The sequence below is a fragment of the Dysgonomonas sp. genome, from assembly GCF_035323175.1.
Lineage (GTDB): Bacteria > Bacteroidota > Bacteroidia > Bacteroidales > Dysgonomonadaceae > Dysgonomonas.
This window is the reverse complement of the sequence record NZ_DAOKYH010000016.1, coordinates 22,131-46,613: the sequence shown is the minus strand read 5'-3', so window position 1 is coordinate 46,613 and position 24,483 is coordinate 22,131. Positions and strand designations below refer to the sequence as shown.

The 24,483-nt window shown below is 35.2% G+C and carries 21 protein-coding genes; 6 read left to right on the top strand and 15 right to left on the bottom strand.

Annotated elements, in window-relative coordinates; all coding sequences use genetic code 11:
• The first annotated feature begins 190 nt into the window (after window positions 1-190).
• The 5 genes from PKC55_RS14905 (at window position 191) to PKC55_RS14885 (ending at window position 7,665) form a co-directional block, all read left to right on the top strand.
• Window positions 191-3,673 carry a DUF8693 domain-containing protein gene (locus tag PKC55_RS14905; RefSeq protein ID WP_324373543.1) on the top strand — a complete coding sequence of 1,161 codons (3,483 nt, stop codon included), beginning with the start codon at window positions 191-193 and terminating at the stop codon, window positions 3,671-3,673.
• 1,177 nt (window positions 3,674-4,850) lie between these two features.
• The gene (locus tag PKC55_RS14900; protein WP_324373542.1) at window positions 4,851-5,039 is read left to right on the top strand and encodes an MscL family protein; all 189 of its coding nucleotides are present in this window, start codon (window positions 4,851-4,853) and stop codon (window positions 5,037-5,039) included.
• Window positions 5,040-5,570: 531 nt separating this feature from the next.
• Window positions 5,571-5,750, top strand: coding sequence for a hypothetical protein (locus PKC55_RS14895; protein WP_291126680.1), 180 nt, complete (start codon window positions 5,571-5,573; stop codon window positions 5,748-5,750).
• Window positions 5,751-6,147: 397 nt separating this feature from the next.
• Complete coding sequence (locus tag PKC55_RS14890) at window positions 6,148-6,990, top strand: RteC domain-containing protein (RefSeq protein ID WP_291126682.1); 843 nt, start codon at window positions 6,148-6,150, stop codon at window positions 6,988-6,990.
• A gap of 360 nt (window positions 6,991-7,350) precedes the next feature.
• Window positions 7,351-7,665, top strand: a complete 315-nt coding sequence (locus tag PKC55_RS14885) for a helix-turn-helix domain-containing protein (protein WP_291126684.1) — start codon at window positions 7,351-7,353, stop codon at window positions 7,663-7,665.
• Between the two features lie 139 nt (window positions 7,666-7,804).
• Here the strand turns inward: PKC55_RS14885 and PKC55_RS14880 are convergent, their stop codons facing one another.
• The 14 genes from PKC55_RS14880 to PKC55_RS14815 all read right to left on the bottom strand — a co-directional run bounded on the left by PKC55_RS14880 (window position 7,805) and on the right by PKC55_RS14815 (window position 21,174).
• The gene (locus tag PKC55_RS14880) at window positions 7,805-8,104 is read right to left on the bottom strand and encodes a helix-turn-helix domain-containing protein (protein ID WP_291126686.1); all 300 of its coding nucleotides are present in this window, start codon (window positions 8,102-8,104) and stop codon (window positions 7,805-7,807) included.
• Between the two features lie 11 nt (window positions 8,105-8,115).
• The gene (locus PKC55_RS14875) at window positions 8,116-8,397 is read right to left on the bottom strand and encodes a helix-turn-helix domain-containing protein (protein WP_291126688.1); all 282 of its coding nucleotides are present in this window, start codon (window positions 8,395-8,397) and stop codon (window positions 8,116-8,118) included.
• 725 nt (window positions 8,398-9,122) lie between these two features.
• Entirely contained in the window at window positions 9,123-10,775 is a 1,653-nt protein-coding gene (locus tag PKC55_RS14870; protein ID WP_291126690.1) for an AMP-binding protein, read from the bottom strand.
• Between the two features lie 54 nt (window positions 10,776-10,829).
• Window positions 10,830-11,384, bottom strand: coding sequence for a helix-turn-helix domain-containing protein (locus PKC55_RS14865; protein ID WP_291126692.1), 555 nt, complete (start codon window positions 11,382-11,384; stop codon window positions 10,830-10,832).
• Window positions 11,385-11,624: 240 nt separating this feature from the next.
• Complete coding sequence (locus tag PKC55_RS14860; protein ID WP_291126694.1) at window positions 11,625-12,470, bottom strand: restriction endonuclease; 846 nt, start codon at window positions 12,468-12,470, stop codon at window positions 11,625-11,627.
• Window positions 12,471-12,571: 101 nt separating this feature from the next.
• Complete coding sequence (locus tag PKC55_RS14855; RefSeq protein WP_291126696.1) at window positions 12,572-13,105, bottom strand: IbrB-like domain-containing protein; 534 nt, start codon at window positions 13,103-13,105, stop codon at window positions 12,572-12,574.
• Window positions 13,102-14,382: a DUF3440 domain-containing protein gene (locus PKC55_RS14850; protein WP_291126698.1), complete on the bottom strand. Its 1,281-nt coding sequence runs from the start codon at window positions 14,380-14,382 to the stop codon at window positions 13,102-13,104. Before PKC55_RS14850 ends, PKC55_RS14855 begins: the two co-directional genes overlap by 4 nt.
• Window positions 14,363-14,776: a hypothetical protein gene (locus tag PKC55_RS14845; protein WP_291126700.1), complete on the bottom strand. Its 414-nt coding sequence runs from the start codon at window positions 14,774-14,776 to the stop codon at window positions 14,363-14,365. Before PKC55_RS14845 ends, PKC55_RS14850 begins: the two co-directional genes overlap by 20 nt.
• Window positions 14,777-14,969: 193 nt before the next feature.
• Window positions 14,970-15,989 carry a helix-turn-helix domain-containing protein gene (locus tag PKC55_RS14840; RefSeq protein WP_291126702.1) on the bottom strand — a complete coding sequence of 340 codons (1,020 nt, stop codon included), beginning with the start codon at window positions 15,987-15,989 and terminating at the stop codon, window positions 14,970-14,972.
• Between the two features lie 1,545 nt (window positions 15,990-17,534).
• Window positions 17,535-17,984 (bottom strand): hypothetical protein, encoded by a 450-nt coding sequence (locus PKC55_RS14835; RefSeq protein ID WP_324373541.1) that lies wholly within the window; start codon window positions 17,982-17,984, stop codon window positions 17,535-17,537.
• A gap of 368 nt (window positions 17,985-18,352) precedes the next feature.
• A complete protein-coding gene (locus tag PKC55_RS14830) occupies window positions 18,353-19,186 on the bottom strand; it encodes a hypothetical protein (protein ID WP_291126706.1) in 834 nt (277 codons plus the stop codon).
• Window positions 19,187-19,352: 166 nt separating this feature from the next.
• The gene (locus tag PKC55_RS14825; RefSeq protein ID WP_291126708.1) at window positions 19,353-19,640 is read right to left on the bottom strand and encodes a hypothetical protein; all 288 of its coding nucleotides are present in this window, start codon (window positions 19,638-19,640) and stop codon (window positions 19,353-19,355) included.
• A 2-nt stretch (window positions 19,641-19,642) separates the two neighbouring features.
• Window positions 19,643-20,449 (bottom strand): hypothetical protein, encoded by an 807-nt coding sequence (locus PKC55_RS14820; RefSeq protein ID WP_291126710.1) that lies wholly within the window; start codon window positions 20,447-20,449, stop codon window positions 19,643-19,645.
• Window positions 20,449-21,174: a hypothetical protein gene (locus tag PKC55_RS14815; protein ID WP_291126712.1), complete on the bottom strand. Its 726-nt coding sequence runs from the start codon at window positions 21,172-21,174 to the stop codon at window positions 20,449-20,451. The genes PKC55_RS14820 and PKC55_RS14815 overlap by 1 nt, the downstream gene beginning before the upstream one ends.
• A gap of 385 nt (window positions 21,175-21,559) precedes the next feature.
• Between PKC55_RS14815 and PKC55_RS14810 the strand changes: the two genes are divergently transcribed.
• On the top strand, window positions 21,560-21,820 hold the full coding sequence (locus tag PKC55_RS14810; protein ID WP_291126714.1) for a hypothetical protein: 261 nt from the start codon (window positions 21,560-21,562) through the stop codon (window positions 21,818-21,820).
• A gap of 238 nt (window positions 21,821-22,058) precedes the next feature.
• On the opposite strand, the gene PKC55_RS14805 is transcribed toward PKC55_RS14810, so the two are convergent.
• Window positions 22,059-24,473 carry a ParB/RepB/Spo0J family partition protein gene (locus tag PKC55_RS14805; RefSeq protein ID WP_291126716.1) on the bottom strand — a complete coding sequence of 805 codons (2,415 nt, stop codon included), beginning with the start codon at window positions 24,471-24,473 and terminating at the stop codon, window positions 22,059-22,061.
• Window positions 24,474-24,483 lie beyond the last annotated feature (10 nt).

Here is a 24,483-nt window from a genome sequence, read left to right as displayed (position 1 = left end):
TGATGATAATATGACAAAAATAAGCTATAAACGACAATTTAGTAGATTTATATCACATAATGGAAAAATAGTATCGAATTGTGGAGGAAAAAGTAGAATAAACATTGTATCAGTAGGACGTAATCATTCGTTTGCATACGATATTTGATAATAAGATAAGGAGTGATAGACTTCTAATTAAAGAATAAACATGGTTCTTCATTGTAAATATATAAGGTTTCAAATATTTTCAGTATTATTTATCTGTTACTCTTTTTGTGCACCTGTACTTAAAGCTCAGTTCACAATTACTGAAAATTTCAAAAAAAGTTCTGTAGGTAGTAACATTGTTTTGGGTGGTAATCCAAAGGCATATCTCACCTCTGGAAATCCAGACCCGGTAAATGAAGGTTGGCTCCGATTGACTAAAGATGATAATTCTCAAAGAGGCTATGCTTATATTGATACCCCCTTCCCATCTACACTAGGTGTATATATTGATTTTGAGTATAAGACATGGCGTAGTAAAAGTAGTAGTGCTGACGGTATCTGTCTTTTCCTGTTTGACGCAGATACGCCGACATTTAGAATAGGGGCTTTCGGTGGATCGTTAGGATATGCTCCAAGCAACAGGGCCGATGGTGGACCGGGTCTCGCCGGTGCGTATTTAGGTGTTGGGTTGGATGAATATGGTAATTTTGCATCTAATCAAGAAGGTAAAGATGGGCCAAGTAGTGACTTAAGCCCGAATTCTATTACATTAAGAGGTCCTGAAACGCCTAAAAACAGTGCTAATCCGGCATACAGATTCTTGAAGAGTAAAAAAGTTGGCGGTAGTTTTGGAAATATTGCTTATGGACCTCAAACTTCAACCAGACCGACAGATTCTCAGTTCTACAGAAGGGTGAGGATTTATATAGAACCGGATAATGGAAAATATAAAATAAAAGTACAATGGGCCACAACACCGAATGGTGCTTTTGAAGATCTTATAGATTACGAGACAGAAGATATTCCTCCTGCAAAACTAAAACTTGGATTTTCTGCTTCTACCGGAGGATTCGTTAACTATCATGAAATACGAAATATACTCATTACTACTCCCGGAGATGTTCTTGTTCAGAAGAATGTAGATAAAGAAAATTCGCCACAAGACGGAATTTTGACCTATACTGTAAACGTCATCAACAACTCCACCTCAATATTGCCCGGTTTAGTACTAAAGGATGTAATAAAAGATGGTAATGGGAACGATATTGTATACGGTAGCACGTTCTCGATCAATACCGTTACCTTTAAGGATAATGGTAATACAGGTAATACTGCTGTGGGCTTTACCAGTGGAACGGATGTTCCATGGGATAAAAACTCATTAACGGCAACTATAACATTAGCACCTCACAGTACAAGTACCTTTATTATCAAAGGGAAATTAAATGGGATTCCGTCTGGAGGGAAAATTATCAATAATGTGGATATAGTTCCACCCGAAATACCGAACTTGAATGATGATAAAACAAATAATCATTCCACAGTTAGTACTACCGTATATAATCCAAATCTGGATCTAAGTTTAGAAAAAGATGTAGATAATCATGGGGTTGCCCAAGCAGCCGGAAATATATTTACTATTACTGTTACCAATTTAAGTGGAATTGATAAAGTTGCAGGCAACGCTGTAACTGTAACGGATGTTATACCCGAGGGACTAACCGTAACTGACTATACTGGCAGATCGGGGGGACTTACGGCTAATGGATGGACACCTTCCGTTAGTGGAAATATATATACCTTTAAGCGTACAGATGCTTTAAATGCCTTACTTTCTTATCCACCAATCATTATAAAAGTTACACCCGACTCTCCTACTACTCAGATAAATAGCTGGACAAATACAGCGAGAGTTCAGTACAATGGCGATATAAACCCAGATAATGACTCCGATAATGCAATATTAAAATGGTATAACTATTGGTATGGCACTACCGATACTGATTGGGCTAAACAAGAAAATTGGACTGCTAACTTTGTACCTGCAGAAGGTGATAATATTGAATTTGCAACAGAAACGAATAATGGAATAAGCGGTGCTGGAAACGGAAAAGGGACAGCTATAAAGGATCTGTACCTGGACAAAGATCGCATCATTGGCGATCTTATCAATGATTCGAATGTAGATTTAGTTGTAACCACTGAAAATCAGCTAATAATCAATGGTGTGGTAAGAGATAATAATCCGAACAAAGGAACTATTGTTGTGAAGACATCACCTGATAAGCCGACAGGAACGTTACTCTTTACTAATCCTGATGATAACCAGAATGTAAATGCTACTGTCGAATTTTATAATAAGGCATACGAATGTGCCACCTGCGGATTCTATAGAAAGCAATGGCAGTATTTCGGTATTCCTGTGCAGTCATCAGGTTTTCCTTATCTGAACCCTCAGGTAGAAACTGTAAACCAGTGGGTAGAACCATTCAATGGAAATAAATGGCAACCTGCACCCTATACTCCCGATACAGACTTAAAAGCATTTAAGGGTTATGAAATGACCAGCAGTTCAAATGTTCTCCCAACTCATATCTATAGTTTTATTGGTAGCTTAAATGTCGGAGATGCTAATGTTTCTTTAACTCGTAGTGTAAATGTAAACTATCCGGGCATGAACCTGATAGGAAACTCTTTCACGGCAGCAATACCGATCACATCGTCAGCTATAAACCTTGGAGGCGTCACATTAAATGATAACACCGCTTACCTTTTTAATACAGGTACGCGGGATCAGTGGCGTAAACTTGATGGAGGTGCTGTAATGGGAGTGGCAGCAGGACAATATCAGGCTGTTCCTTTTAATCTTTCAGGACAGGCAGGAATTCCCGACAGGATACTTTCCATGCATACATTTATGCTGAATGTGACTACACCGGGCAATATCATATTGAAATATGATGAATTAACAAAAAATGAACTCAATTCATCAACAATAACACCTTGGAAGTCAGCAGAACTCAGAAGCAGCACAACAACAGAGTTGCCCCATATCGTGATGGATGTCATCGCAGAAGGTTCGGCCGACCGTGTCTGGCTTTTTGAACAGGCTGATGCAACTACTGGATTTGATAACGGCTGGGATGGATACAAGATAAAGGAAGGAGAGATTATCCAAACATATGTGTCGGGAAGTGATCAATCCGACTATCAAATAGCAACTGTCTCCGAAATAGAAGGAACAACAATTGCGGTTAAGTCAGCTCTAAGTGAAAGTTATACAATAAATTTTTCAGTGACACCCGATGTTGAACACCGTAAATTATACCTTAAGAATCTAGTTACCGGGCGTTATTACCCTATTGTTAACAATGAAAAATATACAATAGCAAGATCTGCCTCCTCCGGTATCGATCGGTTCTTGGTAACAGCATCATCATCTACTATCACTGATGATGCTCTGGCATCACTTCTTACTATCTATGTATTGAATAATATCATTACCGTAAATAATCAAACCGAAGAGGATTGTATAGCTACAGTTTATGACATGATGGGTAGGACTGTTGCGAATAAACAAGTTCACAAGAATGAGATTACTGAATTTACAGAACTTTCATATGGACGTACAGGAATCTATATTGTGAAAGTTGAAGGAAAAAGTAAATCAGTCAATAAGACTGATCGCGTTCTATTAAAATAAATAAAAATACGACAGATAGTATATCTGTGTCAGTAATGTAGTTTTGTAAAAGATTGTGTTAAGGTAAATCCGCGTGAGATGGGATATTTCGCGCGGTTTACAATTGAGTTTTGATAAAATATAAATATATAAAAATGAAACTGAATAATATATCAAAATCTTGTAAATGGAAATATTGTTCTATTGCATTTCAGGATTGTAAATAGGAATCGAAAATAAAGCTAATGAGTAACGCGTAAGTGTAATTTACTAAGAAATTGCTGTTGTGAAGGATCAGTAATTATGTAGTTTTTTAAAGTTTGTGTTAAGAATGATCCGCGTGAGATGTGACATTTCGCGCGGTTTATTAAAGGTCGGTGACGCCAGACATAAGAATAATTAATATAGATAGCGGGTTCGTCTTTTACTGAAACTTGGTAATTGATGATCACAAGCTAGAATTAAGATATAAACGGCTTTTTGGAGCACAGGTTAATATTATATAAGGGGAAAAGTATCGCACTATAGATAAAAACCAAAGGGAATCATTTGTTATGTATACGATGTAGAGATACAATAACTTGCCAGCCAATAAGCCATCCCGTCAAAAGCGATTGTCGGGTTTACAGATTTACAGGCAGGGCCATAGGAAAGATAAATCCGTCTATAAAGCGGATCGGATTCTATTAAAATAAATGAAGTTGAAAATGCTGCCGGTAGTAAAGGCCGGTAGTAGTGCAGTTTTGTAAAAGTTTTTTGAACGCTGTGAGATGGGATATTTTGCACCGTTTATTGAAGGCACAAAGTGACAGAGTCGGGCATTCTGTCGTATCAAGACATGAAGCACCTGTTGAGCCATTAGTGGCAGTGGTGTAGTTTTGTAAAGTATGTGTCAAAAATAATCTGCGTGAGATGTGATATTTCGCGCAGTTTATATTAAAATGTATATATCTGAAAAATAATAGTGTACTAAAATCCTGTAAATAGAAACAATCTCCTATTACTTGTAAGAGTTATTAAAAATAGGATAGTTGAATAGAGTTAATGAGTGCATTGATGTAAACATATTAAAAAATTGCTGCAGATAGAGATCGGCAGTAATGTAGTTTTGTAAAGTTTGTGTTAAGAATGATCCGCGTGAGATGTGATATTTTGCGCGGTTTATTAAATAAGTAAAAACTAAAAAAAATAATAAAATATGGCTATTATCAAAGAATTACGAACTTTTATGACACATGGAAACCTTGTCAGTATGGCAATGGGTATTATAATAGGTGGAGGGTTGGAAAAAATAGTATCCTCACTTGTAGGTGACATAATTATGCCACCTATAGGTTTAATTGAAAATTATGAAATTTGCAAAAAAGTTCATACTCCCAGCATCTGATATTTTCTACTCTAAAAGGAACTGTTGTTTTAACTGTTATTCCAATTTTATATTGGTATGGAATACACTTCTGATAAGGGCGGAACTGAGTCCTATTAAGTTAAGTAGAATACATACATACAAATGAATACCTGGAAAATAAAAAGTAATGAAAGAAAAAAAGAATAATGATTTAGGGCAAGGCGGATTCCATATCCGCTTATCTACTATTGTAAATTTTGTCTTCATAGGGCTCTGCCAATTGAGAAATTCGCGAGTCCTTCTTTTTACATTTACAATAGAGGAAATGGTTAATAATCTTATAAACCATGACTCTTTTCATGAATCAGATGATGGGTCTGATGTCAAGATAGAACTCTTAAGTATTTTCTTGAGTGGATTATTTATATTATTAATAATGGGAAGTATTCTACTAATATGCCTTACAGTTCATTTAATTACTTAATGTGAAAATATATTGGGTATAAGGGATAATGAAACTATTATAGGTAGAAGCAAAATAAGCGAATCAGCCAAAAGATAAATGAAGAAATGAAAATAAGTGAATTAATAAAACATTTACAAGAGCAACAAGCACGTTATGGTGATCGTGAAGTAAGAGTACGTTTTCATTATTCTGGTGCCAGACACAACATCGATTATGTAACATATTGGACAAAGGAAGAGGAATACCAAATTGGTATTGAAAGTTTTATGCCCAAAGAAAAGTAAGAATAGATTATCTGATTAATCAGGGATTCTCCTTCTTAACACTTCCTAGCCTTATAATGTTGCTTCACTCTTATTATAATAAATAATACTTCTTACTAAGAATAGGCGGATGTGTGGTTATATATCCAGACTACGATCAGAATATTGTTTCAATACCACAAGATTCGGTAAAGTATATCAATATAAATAATATGTAAAACAAGCATAAATGCTGTTAATCAACAAGATAATAAAAAGTATCCTTTTTAATTATCTCTCTGTTGATATGGAATTATATCTGGTATGTATCGGACATTATGTCTGAAAAATTTAGAGCGCTGATAAAAAATACCAGATTGGTATTAAAAAATAACAATAATATTAACAATCTAAATTTTAGACTCCTATGAATGACTTTATGACTAAAATTAATCAGGAAGTGAACGACTCACTTTGTAAATTCAATGATTGTAACGTTGAAGATGTATTATACAGTTCTGAAAAGTGTATAAATCTGTTTCAGGATATCTTTGGTCGGTTAAAGGAATTTATAAAGTCCTATCACTTTAAGGATGAACAAGAAGAAATTAAATTCTTCAAGGAAACAAAACCTGAGCTGTTTTGTCATTTGATTTTTTACAGGAAAGTATATAACATTGAAATGTATATGCCTAAAGGTGAAAATGAAGTAAGGATAACTTACCTGAAAAAAGAATTGCAACGTGTTACGGACTTTTTTTGTAAGAATAAGGATTTCTACCATTATTATAAAAGTAAATCCACCCACATGGATAAGGTCTATTTTCTCAGAGGGAAGACTGATATTAAAATGAACCTGGAAAGTTTTTATTTCGAGCGGGATCCGAACTTCTCGACAAATTGTGATTTTAAGGTAGCGAAAATACTCGCTAATGAGCTGATTGAATCATATGTTAAGAAGGAATTGTATAAATTGGAGAATTCATCCTCATTTGATGAAGAAGTCAAAGATAATAACTTTCCAAAAACTAAACTTACATGGACAGGTAAGAAAGTGGACCTTGTTGTATTGGCCTATGGGCTGAAACTTTTAAAATGTTTGGATTATGGGAATGTTAGTTTAAAGAAGATAGTAAAATATCTAGGGAATATATTCAATTTTGATTTAGGCGAAAATGTATCAAGGGATCTTTATGATTACAGGCTCAGGAAAAAATCTAATAATATTTTTGATCGTATGAGGGATAGTTTGGATAATTATATTGAGGAGCTGGATAAATAAATAAGAAAAACTAAGGGATATATCTTCTTTTGGAAAAAATGAAGGTATATTCCTTTTTGATATTTCGTAATATTTTGTAAATCTTAAAGATACATTCTTGTTTATCCAAAGTTCGGCTAAATGTTTTTTGCAAAAAAAAGTGCTGAAATAAGAGATTACCGAGTATAATACTACCCCCAAAAGACTATACGCTAAGCTATGTAAGCATCTCTGAATAAAACCAAGATTAGGTAATCTTTCAATTGTTTGATAATAAGTCTGATATATAAAGATATACAATTAATAATACACAAGTTTGGAATTTTACAATAAAAAAGAGAGCTACTTTGTACTATAGTTTCATAGTAAATATAGTCAGATATGGAAAACTCCGGCTCTTTTGAAGAAATGTTCAATGAATTAAAGAATATGCTTAAAAAGCGTTTTGACAAAATAGATGATAAATTGGAAAGAATGGCTAATATAAAAAATTGTCTTGATGGGGATGAACTGATAGACAATCAGGATCTGTGCCTGCTATTGAAAGTTACTAAACGCACCTTACAGAGGTATAGAGATTTAAATATGATTCCATTTTATAAAATTGATGGACGGATGTATTATAAAAAGTCAGAAGTAATGGGGATTTTTAGGAACCGGATTGAGCCGGGAGGAAAATCATCCGATAAGAAATGACATTGATTATATTCATATTTTTTGGATTATAAGTTTGAGGATTGTATCAGTTGTGAAATGCGTACTATCCGATGTAAAGTTTGAGACCGGCCTGTATTTGTTGTGAAATAAGTACAGGTCATTTTTTTCTTATACCTTTCTAAATATCGGTATCTTCCCAAGCTTTGACATAAGACTTTTCTAGTAGCACGATAACATCAGACTCCTTGTACAATATCTTACCTCCAAGATGCAGGTAAGGTATTAACCCGTTAGTCCGGTATTCCTGCAATGTTCGGCGACTAACCTTGAGCCTTAAGGATAGTTCCCTATCTGTAATATAACGTTCTCCATTAAGTAAAGGATAAATACCCTGTAGATTTTTCAGAGAATTTGTAATTGTCTTTAGCGATTCAAAATAGGAGATAATTTGAGCGTTTTCTCTTGTTATTACTTCCATGCTTTTATTTTTTATGGGTTAATTATATTCATTTTTATTAATGCTTCCACATCACTTGATTTATAGTAAATTTTACGATTAATCTGGGAAAAACTAATTTTCCCAGTATCCCGGTAGGTTTGTAACGTTCGGGGTGAAATGTTCAGATATAAACAAACTTCCTGTCCGTCCAGCCAATCATCAAGTTTTTTGTTGCTGAATCCCTGAGTCAAAGAAATAACCAGCTCTGTGAGTGTATTAAGACTACTAAGCATTCCTTCAAATGTTTCTTTTTCAATAGTTATTACTTCCATATGCAAAAAATTAATTATAAAATAGATCTGACGGCTAAACTAAGGTCTATTTAGATTGGATAGTATTGCCTGTCATTATATTTCTTCTCTTTTCACAGTATTTCACTACATAAATATAAAATATAGGTATATCATCCGGATATTGTTTGTGAGAAGGGAAAGCATTTACCTATCAAGGACGCAGAGTTGTAGAGTACTGTCCGGTTGAGTTTATATATCTTAAAGAAATTATTAGGGCTTAACCTCCTGTAAAATCTTTTGTCTTATAATAAAACGTTGAATAGCTGAAAACAAACTCTACCAAGATTTCATTTAGATCTATCTTCAATTTGCCAATATGATTTTCCATAGATATGCCTAAAAGGCTGAAGGAGTCTCTTTTTCCCTACGGAAACAGTTGTATTGTAGTTTTTACATCCGATAATGACTTTCAGCTTGACTATGGTTATTGCATACTCCCGATAAACATAACAGCCTGATGTTTATGACCTGATTTTCCAGTGAGTCTTATATTGTGTTTAACTTCAATCGTATGAATTCTTACAGTATTAATTAATCTCTAGCAGAACTCCGTATTCGGAATTTTACTTCATTGAATTATATCTTTCTTCTGTATGACTGATTGATGGTTATTATCTCCCACTCTGGCTTTAAATAAAACAGAGGTATTCAAATCTATTGAATACCTCTAAAAGCAATCTTTCCCTGAATTTTTTTTTGAGTTCTTACTTTGGATGCTTTCTTATTTCTGCACGTTTTATCTTCCCGCTGATTGTTTTCGGAAGTTCGTCGACAAACTCAATAATGCGCGGATATTTATATGGAGCTGTTACATTCTTTACATAATCCTGAATTTCATGTTTCAGCTCATCGTTAGCTTGATCCCTATACTCTTGCGCTAAAACAATAGTTGCTTTAACGACTTGTCCTCTTATATCATCGGGAACACCTGTAATAGCACACTCTACAACAGCAGGGTGTGTCATCAAAGCGCTTTCTACTTCGAACGGTCCAATCCTGTATCCCGAACTTTTGATGACATCGTCTGTACGTCCTACAAACCAGTAATATCCATCCTCGTCACGCCAAGCCATATCACCTGTATGATATAGATGATCATAATATACTTGTTCTGTCAACGCTTCATCGCGATAATATCCCATAAATAAGCCTAGAGGCCTCCATCTGTTTGTTTTAATAACAACTTCGCCAACCTCACCATCCTCAACTGAACGCCCGTCAGGAGATATAAGATCCATATCATATGCAGGGTTAGGAACGCCCATAGAACCGGGTTTCGGCTCTATCCAAGGAAAGGTGACGATCGTTGGAGTCGTCTCAGTTTGTCCGAAGGCTTCCATCATTTTTATTCCGGTGCCTTCATAAAAAGCTTCAAAAACAGATGGGTTTAAGGCTTCTCCCGCAGTAGTAGCATATTTAAGAGAAGACAAATCAAATTCCGATAAATCTTCCCTGATCATAAAGCGATACACTGTAGGCGGAGCGCAAAAAGATGTCACCTTATATTCTTGTATAAGGCGGAGCATATCTTGCGGATGAAATTTTTCATGGTCATATACCATGACGCAAGCTCCTACAATCCATTGCCCGTATAGTTTACCCCAAACAGCTTTACCCCAACCGGTGTCGGCAACGGTCAAATGAAGGCTGTCTTCATTCAGGTTGTGCCAATATTTGGCTGTAACGATGTGCCCTAAAGGATAAGTATAGTCGTGGATAACCATTTTAGGATCCCCGGTAGTACCTGACGTGAAATATAGTAAGGATATATCAGTATTTATATTTACATGCTTGGGACGTACGAAAGGTTTTGCATCTTTCAAACCTTGATCAAAATTTATCCATCCGTCAGAATCTGTTTCTCCACAAACAATTCTATATTTTACAGAAGGAGATTCTGACATGGCATCATTAACATGTTGTATAACTAATTCATCGTCAACACAGACAATAGCTTTTATATCTGCTGCATTATTACGATAAACAATGTCCTTTTTAGTTAGTAGATGTGTTGCGGGAATAGCAACAGCACCAATTTTATGCAATGCTATTATTGAAAACCAAAATTCATACCGGCGTTTCAAAATAAGCATCACCATATCGCCTTTGCCTATACCCAGTGACAGAAAATAAGATGCTGCTCTATCACTTTGCTCTTTCATATCTTTAAAAGAAAAGTCAATATGTTTACCCAAATCGTTTGCCCAACACATCGCTCTTTTATCGGGATTTGTTTTTGCCCATTGGTCAACTATATCGTAACCGAAATTAAAATTCTCAGGAATATGGACATGATAGTTATCCGCGAAATCCTGAGTTGATGTGAAACTTATTTGTTTCAGAAATTTTTCTAACATGGTTTTAGTAATAAAAAATTATGAGTCATAAAAAAACATATGGAACTCCATATGCTACAATACAACTACTAAAAATCTGACCTTTTTCTCATCTAAGGCTTTCATACCGTGAGGAAGGCTGGAATCGAAATATATACTATCCCCCTCTTCCAATATCAGGTCTTTACCGTTTATTTGTAGCAACATACGACCTTCAAGAATTAAATTAAACTCTTGTCCGGTATGTATACTATGATGAATTTCAACGTTTTCACCCTTAGGCTCTACCGTCACTTCAAATATCTCTGCTTTACGATTATTGAAACCTCCGGCAAGTGTCTGGTAGCTATAATCGGCAACGCGATTAATAGCCAAACCTTTGCCTTTACGAGTAAGAAAATAGCTACTCATCCGAGGCTCATCGTCAAACATTAGTACCGACACATCTACATTATGCACTGATGCGATCCCTTTCAATACACTTATGGTCAAATCCTTATCTCCAGATTCATATTTTTGGTATTCCACTGGAGAAATATGGCACGAATTTGCAAATTCTTCGGATGTCATATCCAAAGCTTCGCGTAACCCCTTGAGTCGTTGGCCAATCTGTTTTACATTTTCGCTCATGATTTATTTAATTTATCTGATTCTTCTTTTTTTAACAAGTCTTGATTACCAACTATTAGCACAGAAAATATCTTCGTTGATTTAAATGCCATAGAGTTACAGATCTTCAACCGGGAGATAAAAGACTCCATCTATTATATGTTAAATATCAAGGCCGAAAATTTCACCTACATTCAGCCTGTGGTTTATTTCCGGCTATTGTTATATTTATATTCCGGGGAAAAAGATTCTTCATCATCTTTAGAACTGTTTCACATTTCCTGTTTTGTCAAAAAACTTTATTTGACCACTTAATACGTCTTTTAATATTACCTTTATTATATTTCTTGCATCAATGGCAAATACTTTCCTTTCCTGGGTTTGATTCCTTATATATTTGACTGCTCTTATTTTTACTTGTCCCCAATGCAGGGTATTTATATAGGCATCCTCAAAATCGAAGATGTGTTCATTTTTTTCAGGCTGTTTAGCCCCCAATTCATCCAGGGTTGTGATCTCTTGTCCTTCTTTATCAAGAATCGAAGTATCCCGGGTTATTTCCAGAGGAAGATAACCGTCTTTGACCAATTCATCACCCTGCGGTAAGATCTCTCGAAGGCGACTGCTTAATAATTCCAGATTTATATTCTTTAATCTTGCCCATTGGTCGTCTATCAAAAAGAGGCGACTTCTGCGGTTTATACCTATACTAAGCTCCAATTCCCCTATTATGCTCTCTTCTTTGTCGGGAGTTCTTAATTCCTTTAATTCAATGCCATAGTAATTGGCATATGCCTTTGCTCCGGCCTGATATCCTATTTTTGTGACCATAATACCGCTAACGTTTGTCAGATCCGCTAAAAGGCCGAAGAAGTCTCTTACTTTACCAATTGGAACAGTTGTATTGTAGTTCTTACATTCGATAATAACTTTCAGCTTGACTCCGGCTATTTCATACTCCCAATAAACATCGACCTGATGCTCCTGTCCGGATTTACCGGTAAGTTTTACATTGTGCTTAACATCTATGGTATGAATACCCTCAGCATTGATTAATCCCTGATAAATCTCCCTTGCTAATTTTTCGTATTCGGTATTTTGGTTCATGAAATCACACACTTTTTTAGTACTGTTTTTCAATATATTACATCTCTGTTTGTCCTTTTGATAAATTCCGGTCTTACTGACGATAGCGAGGTATGCAATTATTATTTATCAGCATGATATTTTCCATCTTGAGATGAATCCGGTATGCTGAAATCTTTATCAGCGAATAATGCCGCCAATCCGGATATCTGTTTAAAGCGCAATAATTCATCCTTATCCATTCCGATATTCTTCATGATCCACTCATCAGTCATTCCTGCGTCTTTTAATTCAGCGACAATGCTTGTCATCAACTCTATATTATGTGTTCCGCGAGCTCGGTTATGCCGGATCGTTGAAGCCATTCTGTCTGACAGGTCCTTTTCGATTACCGTTACCGGTAACAACCCATTCTCACGCTTATAAATACGTTCTGAGGTTTTCATGACCATATATCGGTGGTATCCGTCCACCAGTTCGTAGATATCCTCCTCTGCTATGTAATAACAAACGCATGGCATTGTGTAGCCATCCTCCCATATGGAGAGTTCGAGCAATTCCATTTCAGGTGGAGCTACAACATTCGGATTATATGCATTTGCACGTATCTTATCTAAAGGTACAGCTTTGATTTTATACACCGGGCTTTCAATCATTTGAGTATCTTATAAAAGTTCATGATACGTTGTTTTTTTTCTATTTCCCTTTTTGTAAGAGAAAATCCCATGTATTTGCACAAATGGTCATTTCGCAGAATACACAGGCACATCCGTTTAAAAGATGGCAGGTTTTTAAATTCGGACAGGTCTATATCGTCCTGATATTCCATTCTGACAGGACGTTTTGTCGTTTTATAATTAGTATGACCGGCAACTTCTATTTTTAAACCCATATCCTGTAATTTATGAATTGTATCCTCAGACAGGCATCCACCCTTTTCCCGCCAGAAATGGATACTGACCGATAATTTTTGCAAATAATTACGTCTGGTTTTATCCGGAAGGGTAGACAGCAGAAAATGCATATAGCTTTTCCATGTATGTCCGGCCGGAAGAGTGACTTTATGCCTTGCCACAACCTGGGTATGCCCATACAGGGCTGTGAAATTAACACCGTTTACACGACATATCATTTTGCCCCACATGTCGGGATCTATCGCACGGTAAAGAGATAAGGTCTCCTGTCCTGCCGATATGAAAGGACTGGCCACACGCTGTTTTTCCAATGGGACTCCAGCTAAATGGTACAGGTCGTATAAGCGGTTATAATCCCATCCGAACCGGCCATTGGCAGTCCATATATCGGTGGTCAGCCAATCATAGATTACATATGCATTGTAAATACTCTCTGACAAGCGGCGCGTCCACTGTAAATGTCCAAGCATATTCAACCTCTTGTTGCTATGTATAGTTCGCCAGCGATGGTAGCTTTCCTGTGTGCGGATACCTACCAGACAGCAGGTCTTGTCCGCATTTTTACGCTGGTGTAGCCATTGTGCAAAAAGAATATAAAACTCACTGTCCCACATTTCATGATTATAAAAAGGGAAATCATCTTTGGTGTAACAACCCTGAGGCATTTCACGGACCCACAATTCCTGATGTTTGGGATCCCATGGACGCCAGAAGATCTGGTGCATGCTGGTGCATGTACTTACTTTGAAAGGCACACAGATATGATAGACTTCAATATAATCCCGGTAAGTTTGCAGGACGCGTTCGATGTAGCAGGTTGTTTCGTTATATTGGACTTCATAATCCATATGGAATACCCCTATTTTTTTTGTAATATTGTGTTTGTGCATATATTGTATACAGAGGTTTAACAATACAGCACTGTCCTTCCCACCTGACAAGGAGACGTATATGTTGTCAAAATGCTTGAAAACACGATCTATACGTTCCATCGCTAATTCATAAACATTCTTTTTCATGGTTGAAAGCTTTCATTTTGACATATCTTTTCCATGGGAACAAAATAGAAAAACCGCTTTCTTCAAAAACGGGAACATGGCGCACTTGGGTTACTGCCTCAATTTCATATTCAAAAGACAGGCTGCGCACAACTTCTTTTAACAGCAGGGACAAGACAGCCGGATCATCATCAGCTGAATAATAATTATTCAGGACGGCTTTCCCTTCTTTCAGTTTTACCGGAACAAAACCCAGAGTTTCAGAGCTGTCTCCTGTAGCCACAAACCAGCGGTAGTCGGCAGAAGTCCGGTATGGATAATTGAGATTATAGGCCAACACATCCTCATTCATCACCAGATGTGCCACCAGATAGTAAAGTCGTTGGTCTTCGCCTTGAAACTCTATAACTTTCATATCTTATTATGTTATAATCAGTTTATTTCAATCGAATATCTGTTAGAAGGATAGTGTTAATATCTAAGAATCTTTTTGTCTATCAAAATAACAACTAATCTGCCAAATGAACAACTAATCAGTTAAAATATAAACTAATACAAAAGGATGGAATTCACTTAATCTGTAGTCAGATATTCATTATTATTGGTTACTAGGGAATAATACTATTGATTAGCTTTCTTTGTTCCCTGAAAAAATTATGTCTCTGGATTTCGCCCCCAAAAGTTATCAGTGTTGAATATCTTTTCAGGGATTCTATCCACAAGGAATGCTTTTTACATATACTGGGGTCTAGGGTGTGAATTGCGTCGATGTCATATATGGAGTGGAAAGCTTGCTGAAAACCGTTGGCTTCAAGCAAAAGGTAAGATGAATCGATTTCAGTATTGCTTAAGTATAATGCAATCTTAGTATTACTATCAGGATATGTACCGGTGATAGACATCTTTTCAATCTCAGTTAGCATTTCATTCAATTCTGATCGGATCAATTTTAAATCTTCATTATCCAATAAACTTAAATTATGAAAATAATAGATGTCTCTAATTATCGAAGAATTAATATCATGATTAATTATTATTTGAATTTTATTTATCTTTCTGAACTCATTTGCAAAAATACGATGAGCGTTCAATGATTCTTTCGGAATCTCAAAATCCTTAAATGACATAAAATGACCGTCCATCTGATAAAAGTACCTGAAAAATCGAAACTTTGTCAGTTCTTCATATTCGTATGATAGAATATACGGGAATGCACTCGATGCATAGCTAACAGCAGAACCTTCCATCTGAGCTAAATTGGAAAGCATAGAAGCATAGCTTTCGATTTTTTTTGTATAGAAAGTATCCCTATCCTTGGATTCTCCGTACTTTAATTCAATGATAGCTTTCTTTTCGGCCTGCGATCCTATAATATTATCTACAGAGAAGCCTAGTTCCTTCGCAATCGATGCTACTTCTTCAAAAGAGAATCTAACTTCTCCGCGAAGTCTCCTGTATACAGACTCCCTACCAAGACATAAAATATCACCCAAAATAGATGCAACTTTCTCTTTCTCAGATTTGGATAGCTTGTCCTTTTCAAAAACGATCATTCGAATTGTATTGATCAATTTATCATGAAGATTCTCTCCTTTTACAGAATCTACCAGAATAGTCTTTTTACTCATACATCATTAATATTTAGATGAACCACAAAAAGGCATTTAGATTGTTATATAGTCCCATTTAAGTAGCTCGTTTCCCTTAGTCTGTTAATATTCTATTCCTTTTTAAAATTATTTATAAAGATATAGACATCTGCACTCTTGAATGATTCATAAATAGGTTATCTTTAATTGGTTAATTTTCTAAAATAAATCATATTGCCAAATAAATAGATTTTATGATATTTTTATCATTAAATAATTCTCATAATTAGAATTATAGGAATAAATAATATTAATTATGAGATTTATCAATTATGTCAATCTCTATTTTGTGCAGTATATATTCTGCTGTATTCGTTACTCTCCTTGTATTTAGTTTTGGTAATTATATACTCACTTAGAATTTTTAGGTACCTTTATTTTATACTGCAAATGCGACTAGATGTCTTTATATCCTTTGATTAAGGAGTGCAGAATTGTTATCATATATTTTCTCTTACCACAAGTCAAAATATATATACCCCCTAACTTTTAATGGAATATTGTGGCGTATTAAGGTGTTTGCATTTTTTTATTCACTAAAAATAGCCGTCTAATTCCCTATGTGAATTATCAATTAAATTTTCTTGTGTCAGGATGTCTGTTCGTCCTTTTCCACATCTGCGTCTTTTTCTAAAAGTGAAGCTATAAGATTATCTAATTCTCCGGTTAGAGCAAAAAAACAAGGATCTTCATAATAAACAATAGCAGTCATCCTTAAAATCTATCTCCAAAAGAGCAATTCCCTCTTTGGATGTGTTGTTCAATTAAGCAATTGAAAATATACCCTTAAAGGGTAGTAGCTTTAATTTTTCCAGAATATATAATTCCGACTTCTAAAACAAACATCAACAAAAATAGTTTTCTCATTTGATTTATAAATTTATCCTTACGCAACCAAATAAGGTATTATTCTATATAAAAGAAGTGAGTCACATCCACATTCTCTTTAGGTATCGCCAAACACCAGAATACACGCAGACACAACTCACTCTATATCGTGAATAGCCTGTGCTTTGTGTATTCATTTAAATTTGGCGATTTTAAAGAGAATAAAAGCACTTCTTATTTTTCAAAATGTAGTCTTAAAAGACTATAATAAATATAGTCGTTTTTCTGTTTAAACATAAATAATTGGTCTTCTTTTCTTAATCCCCTATTTTTACATAGTTCTATATAGATGAATGGCAACTTTATCTTTTAAAATAGTCAACTCTTTATTTTATTAAAGATATTAGAAATCGGTAGCTAATCAAAACAAAGAAGGGTACGGAATTATCTGATTTTCCTGTCAGAATCTGTTATTTCTTAGAAGAAGTAAAATGTTATGGGAAATGTCTCACTTAATATAGGAATAACAAATCTTAGTCAAAATTCACTATCTATGATTTATTCTTTCTCTCTTTCTTATCGGAAACAAGATTATTGCATTCGTTAAATATATTTCAAAAAACGTATGCGGACAAGGATTTTATTGCTTGCATATTCTAAATTACAATAATGGTAATTCAGAGGGGGAAAACAGAATCAACATGATCCTGCAGATCTTATAGAATCGTGATTTAATGAAATTATTTCATAAATATCTTTTTGATATGTTGCAAACACGTCATAAAATTGAATACAGAAGGATCTGAATAAATCCTGATCTTTTTCTTGTAGCTTCAAATCAGATACTTCGTAATCAACACTGAAAGCAACACAATTAGTATTGCGGTCAATGTATAAACGGCCTTTCTCAAAATTCTTGTTCATGTTATCCAATATTGATTGTAAATGGCTGATTATATTGGCTGGGATATTTCTGGCATAAATTGAATTACTGGAAATAAGATTTCGTTCATAACTGAATATACAGAAAACATCACCATACTCATTGTGCAAATTACTATAAATAAGTTCCTCAGAACTATCGTATGAAGACGCTATTCCGTATTGTTTATGGATATTAATAATTTCCTTTTTAAACTTTTTCATTATATTATCAATAACTACTTTTATTTTCATGTAAAAATAAAAGTTCGGTTTTTGTAAGTCCTTACATTTTTAGCTTATTACCATTTCGACATTTTTCTATTATTTAATTTGAGATCTTATTCTTATATTTTATGATGTTAAGGATTTATTTTCTTAGTATAAAAATGCATATAATATAAACCACGTTCAAATAATGAAAGCATTTTCCCATTAATTATCTGAAATCAATATAAATAATGCTTATTGTTTTATTTAAATATCCGGTTTTAAATAAAGATTAATTAGCAACATTCTATATATTAGCAATCAATCTAAAATTAACTGCAAAAGTTATAGATTTTTACAACTCCGATAGCTATAGTTTACAATTAATATCTTAAATAGATTTTTTCAGTAGTTCTTTCGCCATTTTCATATAGCATTTCCAGTAGATAATATCCTTCTTTTAGATTTGTACTCTTTATATCAAAAGAATCTGTCATCACATTTTTATTCGTATATACTTTAGTGCCTGTTAATAACTCATACACATTAACAGTTGCCTGTGGAACACCTAAAGATTTTGGAGCTCCGGTACTTGCAAAAATAGTAAAATCAGAACTACCGTTTGCACAGCCCTCAGTTCCTACTGTAAATATATAAACAGAACCACCTGTTGTTGATAATGTGACATAAAGTGTAGTACTCGAACTGTTGTAATACCAGGATACGGGCTTTCCATTTCCTGTCGTGTTAGACAAGGTAACCTTTCTTGAGCCTACATTGGTAAACTTGATCTCAGCCTGTATATTTGGCTGAATAAATAAGGATGTATTGTCGAACTCTCTATTTCTGACATTAACGGTAGGAGAAGAAATCTGGGTATAAGTCCCCTTAAATGTAGTAAGCCGGGTTGATGCGCTTATTATCTTTTTTTCCACTGACCTGGAATAACCTCCGGACAAAACTATTGTTGCTTTAAGTATAAATTCAATAGGATAATTATAGGTATTTCTTATAGTACATTTGTTCGGATCAGAACTATTTATTTCCAATACCGGACGTGGTGCAGTTAATGATACATCAGAACCCCATATTACTGTACTTCCACCCGGTAGGTTTGGTATAGAGTAAGTATTCGTTTCGCCCGGACATATTGTTGCGGAGCCGGAAATTTTAAAATCAAATTCCGGAGCTATTTTGTAATACCGTCTAGTTGACATATTATAATCGGATGGCCCATAAGTAGGAGAATGCCTCATTAGGGGCAATGCCCCCCATTTTGATTCATACTTACCTGTATGTGTAGGGGATTTTATTGCCGAATGGTCTCCGGCATAATAAAATATTTTTGCAGCTTCATTCTCATTTGTTGCAACAAAGCTGCCGTCATTCCAATATAAATTCTTGATTTAACCAACATACTTCAGTACCTCCTTCACTCAGATTCCATGCATAGCTATGACAATTATAAGTAGCGGAAGCATTTGCCAATACTTCTGCCTGGGGATATTGCGCTTTTGTTTGGGTATTTAATCGTTGAATATCATCTGGATTCATTTCTATTCTTTGAAAAGCATATACTTTCGAGCCCCTCGGCGTGGTTAAATATACTATCTGGGCATTACAAATCAGGCTGGCAAATAGGAAAATTATAATTATATATCTTGCTTTCATATCTATTCGGTTGTAAAATTCTTAGCATTATCTATTATAATATTCATTAGCGTATAATACTCTTCCATAGAATATACTTCAGGCATGCTGGTTTTAAGAAAACGAGACAGGACAATGTTTACTGCGGTTTCATCTGTAAAAGGTTTATAACCGGAATTTTGCATGATCCTTCCCATCAATAAATAAGTGGCATTTGTTGTTGCACTTAGGGTTATTCCTCGCTTTTCTCTTTCATTTTCTTTTTCAAATACTGTTTTCATCAGCGCAATTTTATCATCGAGCGTAAGTTGGCTTAGAAAATATTCCTGAGAAATCATTACTTCCAGCGTTCTGGGTAAAATTGTCACACCGTCTAAACAGGGTTCGACAAGGATATACCTTTGGAAGAGGCGTATACCTGCATCGTCTCTCTTGATTAATTCTTTATGGGCGTTATTCGTTAAAAAAATATTATCGTAAGCCCTTTGATATTTACCATAATCAAGCATTACTTCATAAAAGAATGGATATTCCCAGATAGCTTGTATGACTGCTTGCGTCGATTGTTTTTCCAATACCTCTGTCGGTACTTGGCAAGCCTCGACCATATCGGGAGTGGACGTAAAATCAGCCCATGCCTTCATACCCGGATATACGGGGTAGTTATACGATCCTTCCGGACGCGGCATATTCATATATTCAAGGCAATCTTTTATTAATTCCAATTCCAGATAATCGGGCTCTGAAATGTCGGATTCATCGTTCTCGCATGATATTTGTAACAGGGCTATAAGTAATATCAATAAGCTGTATCTGAGATGTTTCATCATTATTCGCAAAGTATTTTAGTGAATTTTTCCAGTTCTTCTTTTGTCGGGTTCGTGTAATTCTTTATAAAATTACTGACGTCCTTATCCATTGATCTAGTCTTTGCCGATATAGAACCTTGTTTAGCCATTACCTCTGCACCTAACAGTAAAGTCCTGAGTGTATTGTACAGGCTATAAACTTCGTCGTTATCCACCTTATTCTGATATTTTTCCAGTACAGTAGCTTTCAGGTGAACCAGATCATTCTCATTCATTTTATTCATAAAAGCGTTGTTGCCGAGAATTAATTCTATAAAGATGATCTGAAAGGGTGAATTTTCTTGCTTTGCTTTTGCTTTTGCTTTTGCATTTGAATCAAGAATCGGAATTTTCTTATACACATTAATCAACTCCTTAGAACCATCCTCCCTTCCTGACAATTCTTTTAAACCATTAAAGCTATTGATTATTCGGTTTATGCCCTCTCTCTCATCATTTGTTGCGAGATAATCAATATATAACGGATAGTTCATACAGGTTTCAGCCAGAGCTTGTGTGGTCATGTTTTTCAATACTTCTTCGGGTATTTGACAAGCATCCAGCATTTCTTTTCCGGAGTTTAAATTTTTCCATTCTTCCATTCCGGGTTTAAGTGGAAAATCGTAGGGAGTGGTAATCTTGTTCTGACCTATTAACAAAACAGAAAAGAACAATGCACTAATAATTAGAAAGTATTGTTTTTTCATAAGAACTTAATTAGGTTTAACACGGTGAAGTTATTACAAGAAAAGACTTAAAGTTATATAAATGGATATTAACTTTCAATCTTAATAAGTGTGTTAAATAGCATAAAATCCAATAAAATGTTATGGGAAATATCTTACGAATTCGTAATGTATTTCGGATATTAATATAAACAACTCCATTCTAAATTACATGGAAATATTTGTCGTAATTGAGCCAAGTCCTTCGATGGGTTCTAAAATAGAAGTTGAATACACTGTACATACTCTTAGGGATCATTCTTACATGGCGTATATGGAGGTTTTTCCTCAAACTGATATGGCTGTTCATACAAATCGGGATTTTTTGCTATGTCATCTATTTACTAATCTATTAATATAACCTGAAATGAAAGAAGATTTAATGTTTTGCAGTATGGGAAACGGAATAACTATTGCTGACCGTAACCAGGAAGAATATAGTGATTATAAGACTGTCGCTCATATCGGTTATAACCGAGATATCACCTATTACGATAAGAAGATGACCAGAGAAGCGGTAAACTGCATCGAACGGTTTGCTAAGTATAATAATTCTTATCAGTATCTTTTGATAAGATTTGGCAGCTTCATTGTAAAGAAAAGAGCTCAAAAGCAGCTCGAAATATAGCTAAAAATATGACAATTATTATTCCGGCTCACATAAATTCCTGCATTTAAAGTCTCTAAAAGTTTTAAAATAGAAAAATAATCTAAGAAATAGAGCAACTTATCTAATTCAAAAAAATTCTGGAAGAAATCCTCCAATACATTAAGTCGTTGGTCTTCAGTAGGAATTATTTAATTTCTATTAAAAGGCCATACTTTTATTACAAGCGTATGGCCTTACCCTTTATTTTGGTTTGTCCTTATTCCGGAACCATTTCTTTCTTATTACTGATCGCTTCTTTCTGCTTTTTTATTTTCTGGTATTTTGAGTTATAAGCATCCGTATATTTACGACTTATATCAGCGACCTCCTGAGGAAAATGCTGCCGTGTGAACTCAATCAGGAGTAACGATTTAGAGTTTGAATCTACTGATTTTGTTATATACCTGATTAGAAAATCCCTTTGTATAATGGATTTTTGCTCAGCTGTCACCGATTTTGAGATCTTGTATTTCAAATCATCTGGAAGCCCTTTCATATTTGTTTCTTTTATACCAAAGATTGAATAATGCTTTATATTCAGGCTATCGAGCATGAAGAAAACTAGCATCTGCTCCTCAAAAGCAGAAAAACCACTTGGTGGCAACCCGCAAGTTAGCAGTAGTTGAGTTAATTCTTTTATTACGCCATTAGTCGCATTACGCTTATTCGCATCATCCTCTTCCTCCAAAGCTTTGAGAGGATCTTTATCGGGATCAGTCATGACAGGTATATAGCATAATTTGGGATTGTTATCGCCGATATAAATTACTTTTTTAAGCTTTCCTTGTTCTATTTTCGCCTCTATCTCGTCTATATCCTTGTTATAGGCTCCAATTTCAATCTGGTATTCTTCCTTAGCCTCATTATATTCTTGATCTGATTTGAAGTTTTCTTTTACGGGGGCTAGAGGAGCTTCCGGATAACTTTCTGCAATGGTTGTTATAACTTTGATTCCCTGTTCTTCAAGGCTCTCATTCATGACCCCGTCAAGTTTGTCATAGGGAGTAATGCAAACATCAATATTCTCATACTTGTCGGCTATCACTTTACAGAAACTCATTGTAAACTCCGACCTTTTTTTTTGCAAACACTCGGCATTGGTACACCTTCCTGATTCCGGATTCGTAAAAAGACTATATGTACCAGTATTGGAAGGGCAACTGATACATTCGGTTTTATCGAACTTGTATTTAAGTAGTTCGGTAGTATATATTCTTTCGATTTTCCCAGCAAGCTCTTTCGTTCCCAGATCTCTCCAACAGGTATTGTCCTCGATTTTGAAATGTTCATTAAAGATAGTATCCTGTGTCTTACCATCGTATTTTGCAAGTTCCTGTCCGACACTTAACGTTATAACTTCATTTTCCAGGAGCTCCTTAAAATTCTCTGACAGGTGTTGAAGGCGTAGCCTTCCACGGATAAAACTTTCTGTTTTGCCGAAAGTACTGCACAAATCTTCTATCGTATAATTTCCGGTTTCAATGAATCTTTGAAAAGCATCGGATTCTTCAAGTGGGGTCAGGTCCTTACGCAAAAGATTTTCTGCCAGAGCTATCTCCATCACTTCCTTATCAGATAAATCCCTGATATAAGCAGGAATTACAGTCTGCTCGTTCATAATGAAGGCCAAACACCTCCTCTCTCCGATCACTATTTCATAATAATCGTCTTTTGGCCTTAGTGTTATAGCCTGCAATAGTCCCGATCTCTTTATACTTTGCGCTAGTTCCTTGATTTCTTCTTCTTTTATCTTTTTGCGTGGATTGTCCGGATTAGGTCTGATCGACGCCAGGGGCACTAAATGTACTTTGTCTTTTGATTCCATAACTTCTGTTTTTTGATCTTTTTGTTCCGAATAATTTAAATTTCCCGTATCACCAGATAGGGGGGTCGTATCAGTTTTTTCAAGACTAACGACCTCCATAAGCTCCTTATAAGCCTCTGATAATTCCATAATATAGATTTTCTGTACTGTACTTGTAAATGCAAACTTATCTTTCAGTTCCTCCTCATGTGAACACTCGAAGCGCTTCAGTATCTTTACCAGATCGAATGGTTTATCCTTCTTTAGGTAATCTTTTGGAAGGATGATAATTGCTTTGCCCTCTACAGCCAGGGCAGTGGATAACCATTCCAAAAAACGGGGCAAATATTTTGCATCATGTGGAGGATTGGCTACTATCAGTTCCCGCCGGACGGGTTGCTCTTCAAAACGGAAGTCACATTCATAAAATTCTGTTTCCGGATAACTCATGCGACAGATTTTAACCATTTCGGGATCGGCATCGTAGCCGATCACATTAAAACCGTGTGCTATCAGCTGCTTTGAAAGTTGTCCTGTACCACAACAGGCATCCAATACTTCCATATTTTGAGGATTAAAGTTATCTGCCAGTTCTGCAATTTGCTCTGCTACCATATCCGGTGTAAGGTATTGATCTCCTACTATACCTTTTTTCTTCTGGCGTTCACACATAGCGTCATAAAGCCAGTTCTTACCACTGTATGAAAAAGGTAATTCTTTATGTTCTGACCAATACTGTACTATTTCGAGTATAGTATCGGGATAATAGTCTTTCCTGTTCTTGAAATATGAATTATTCAGGCTATATAATTTATCAACTTTCTCCATAACTGTTATA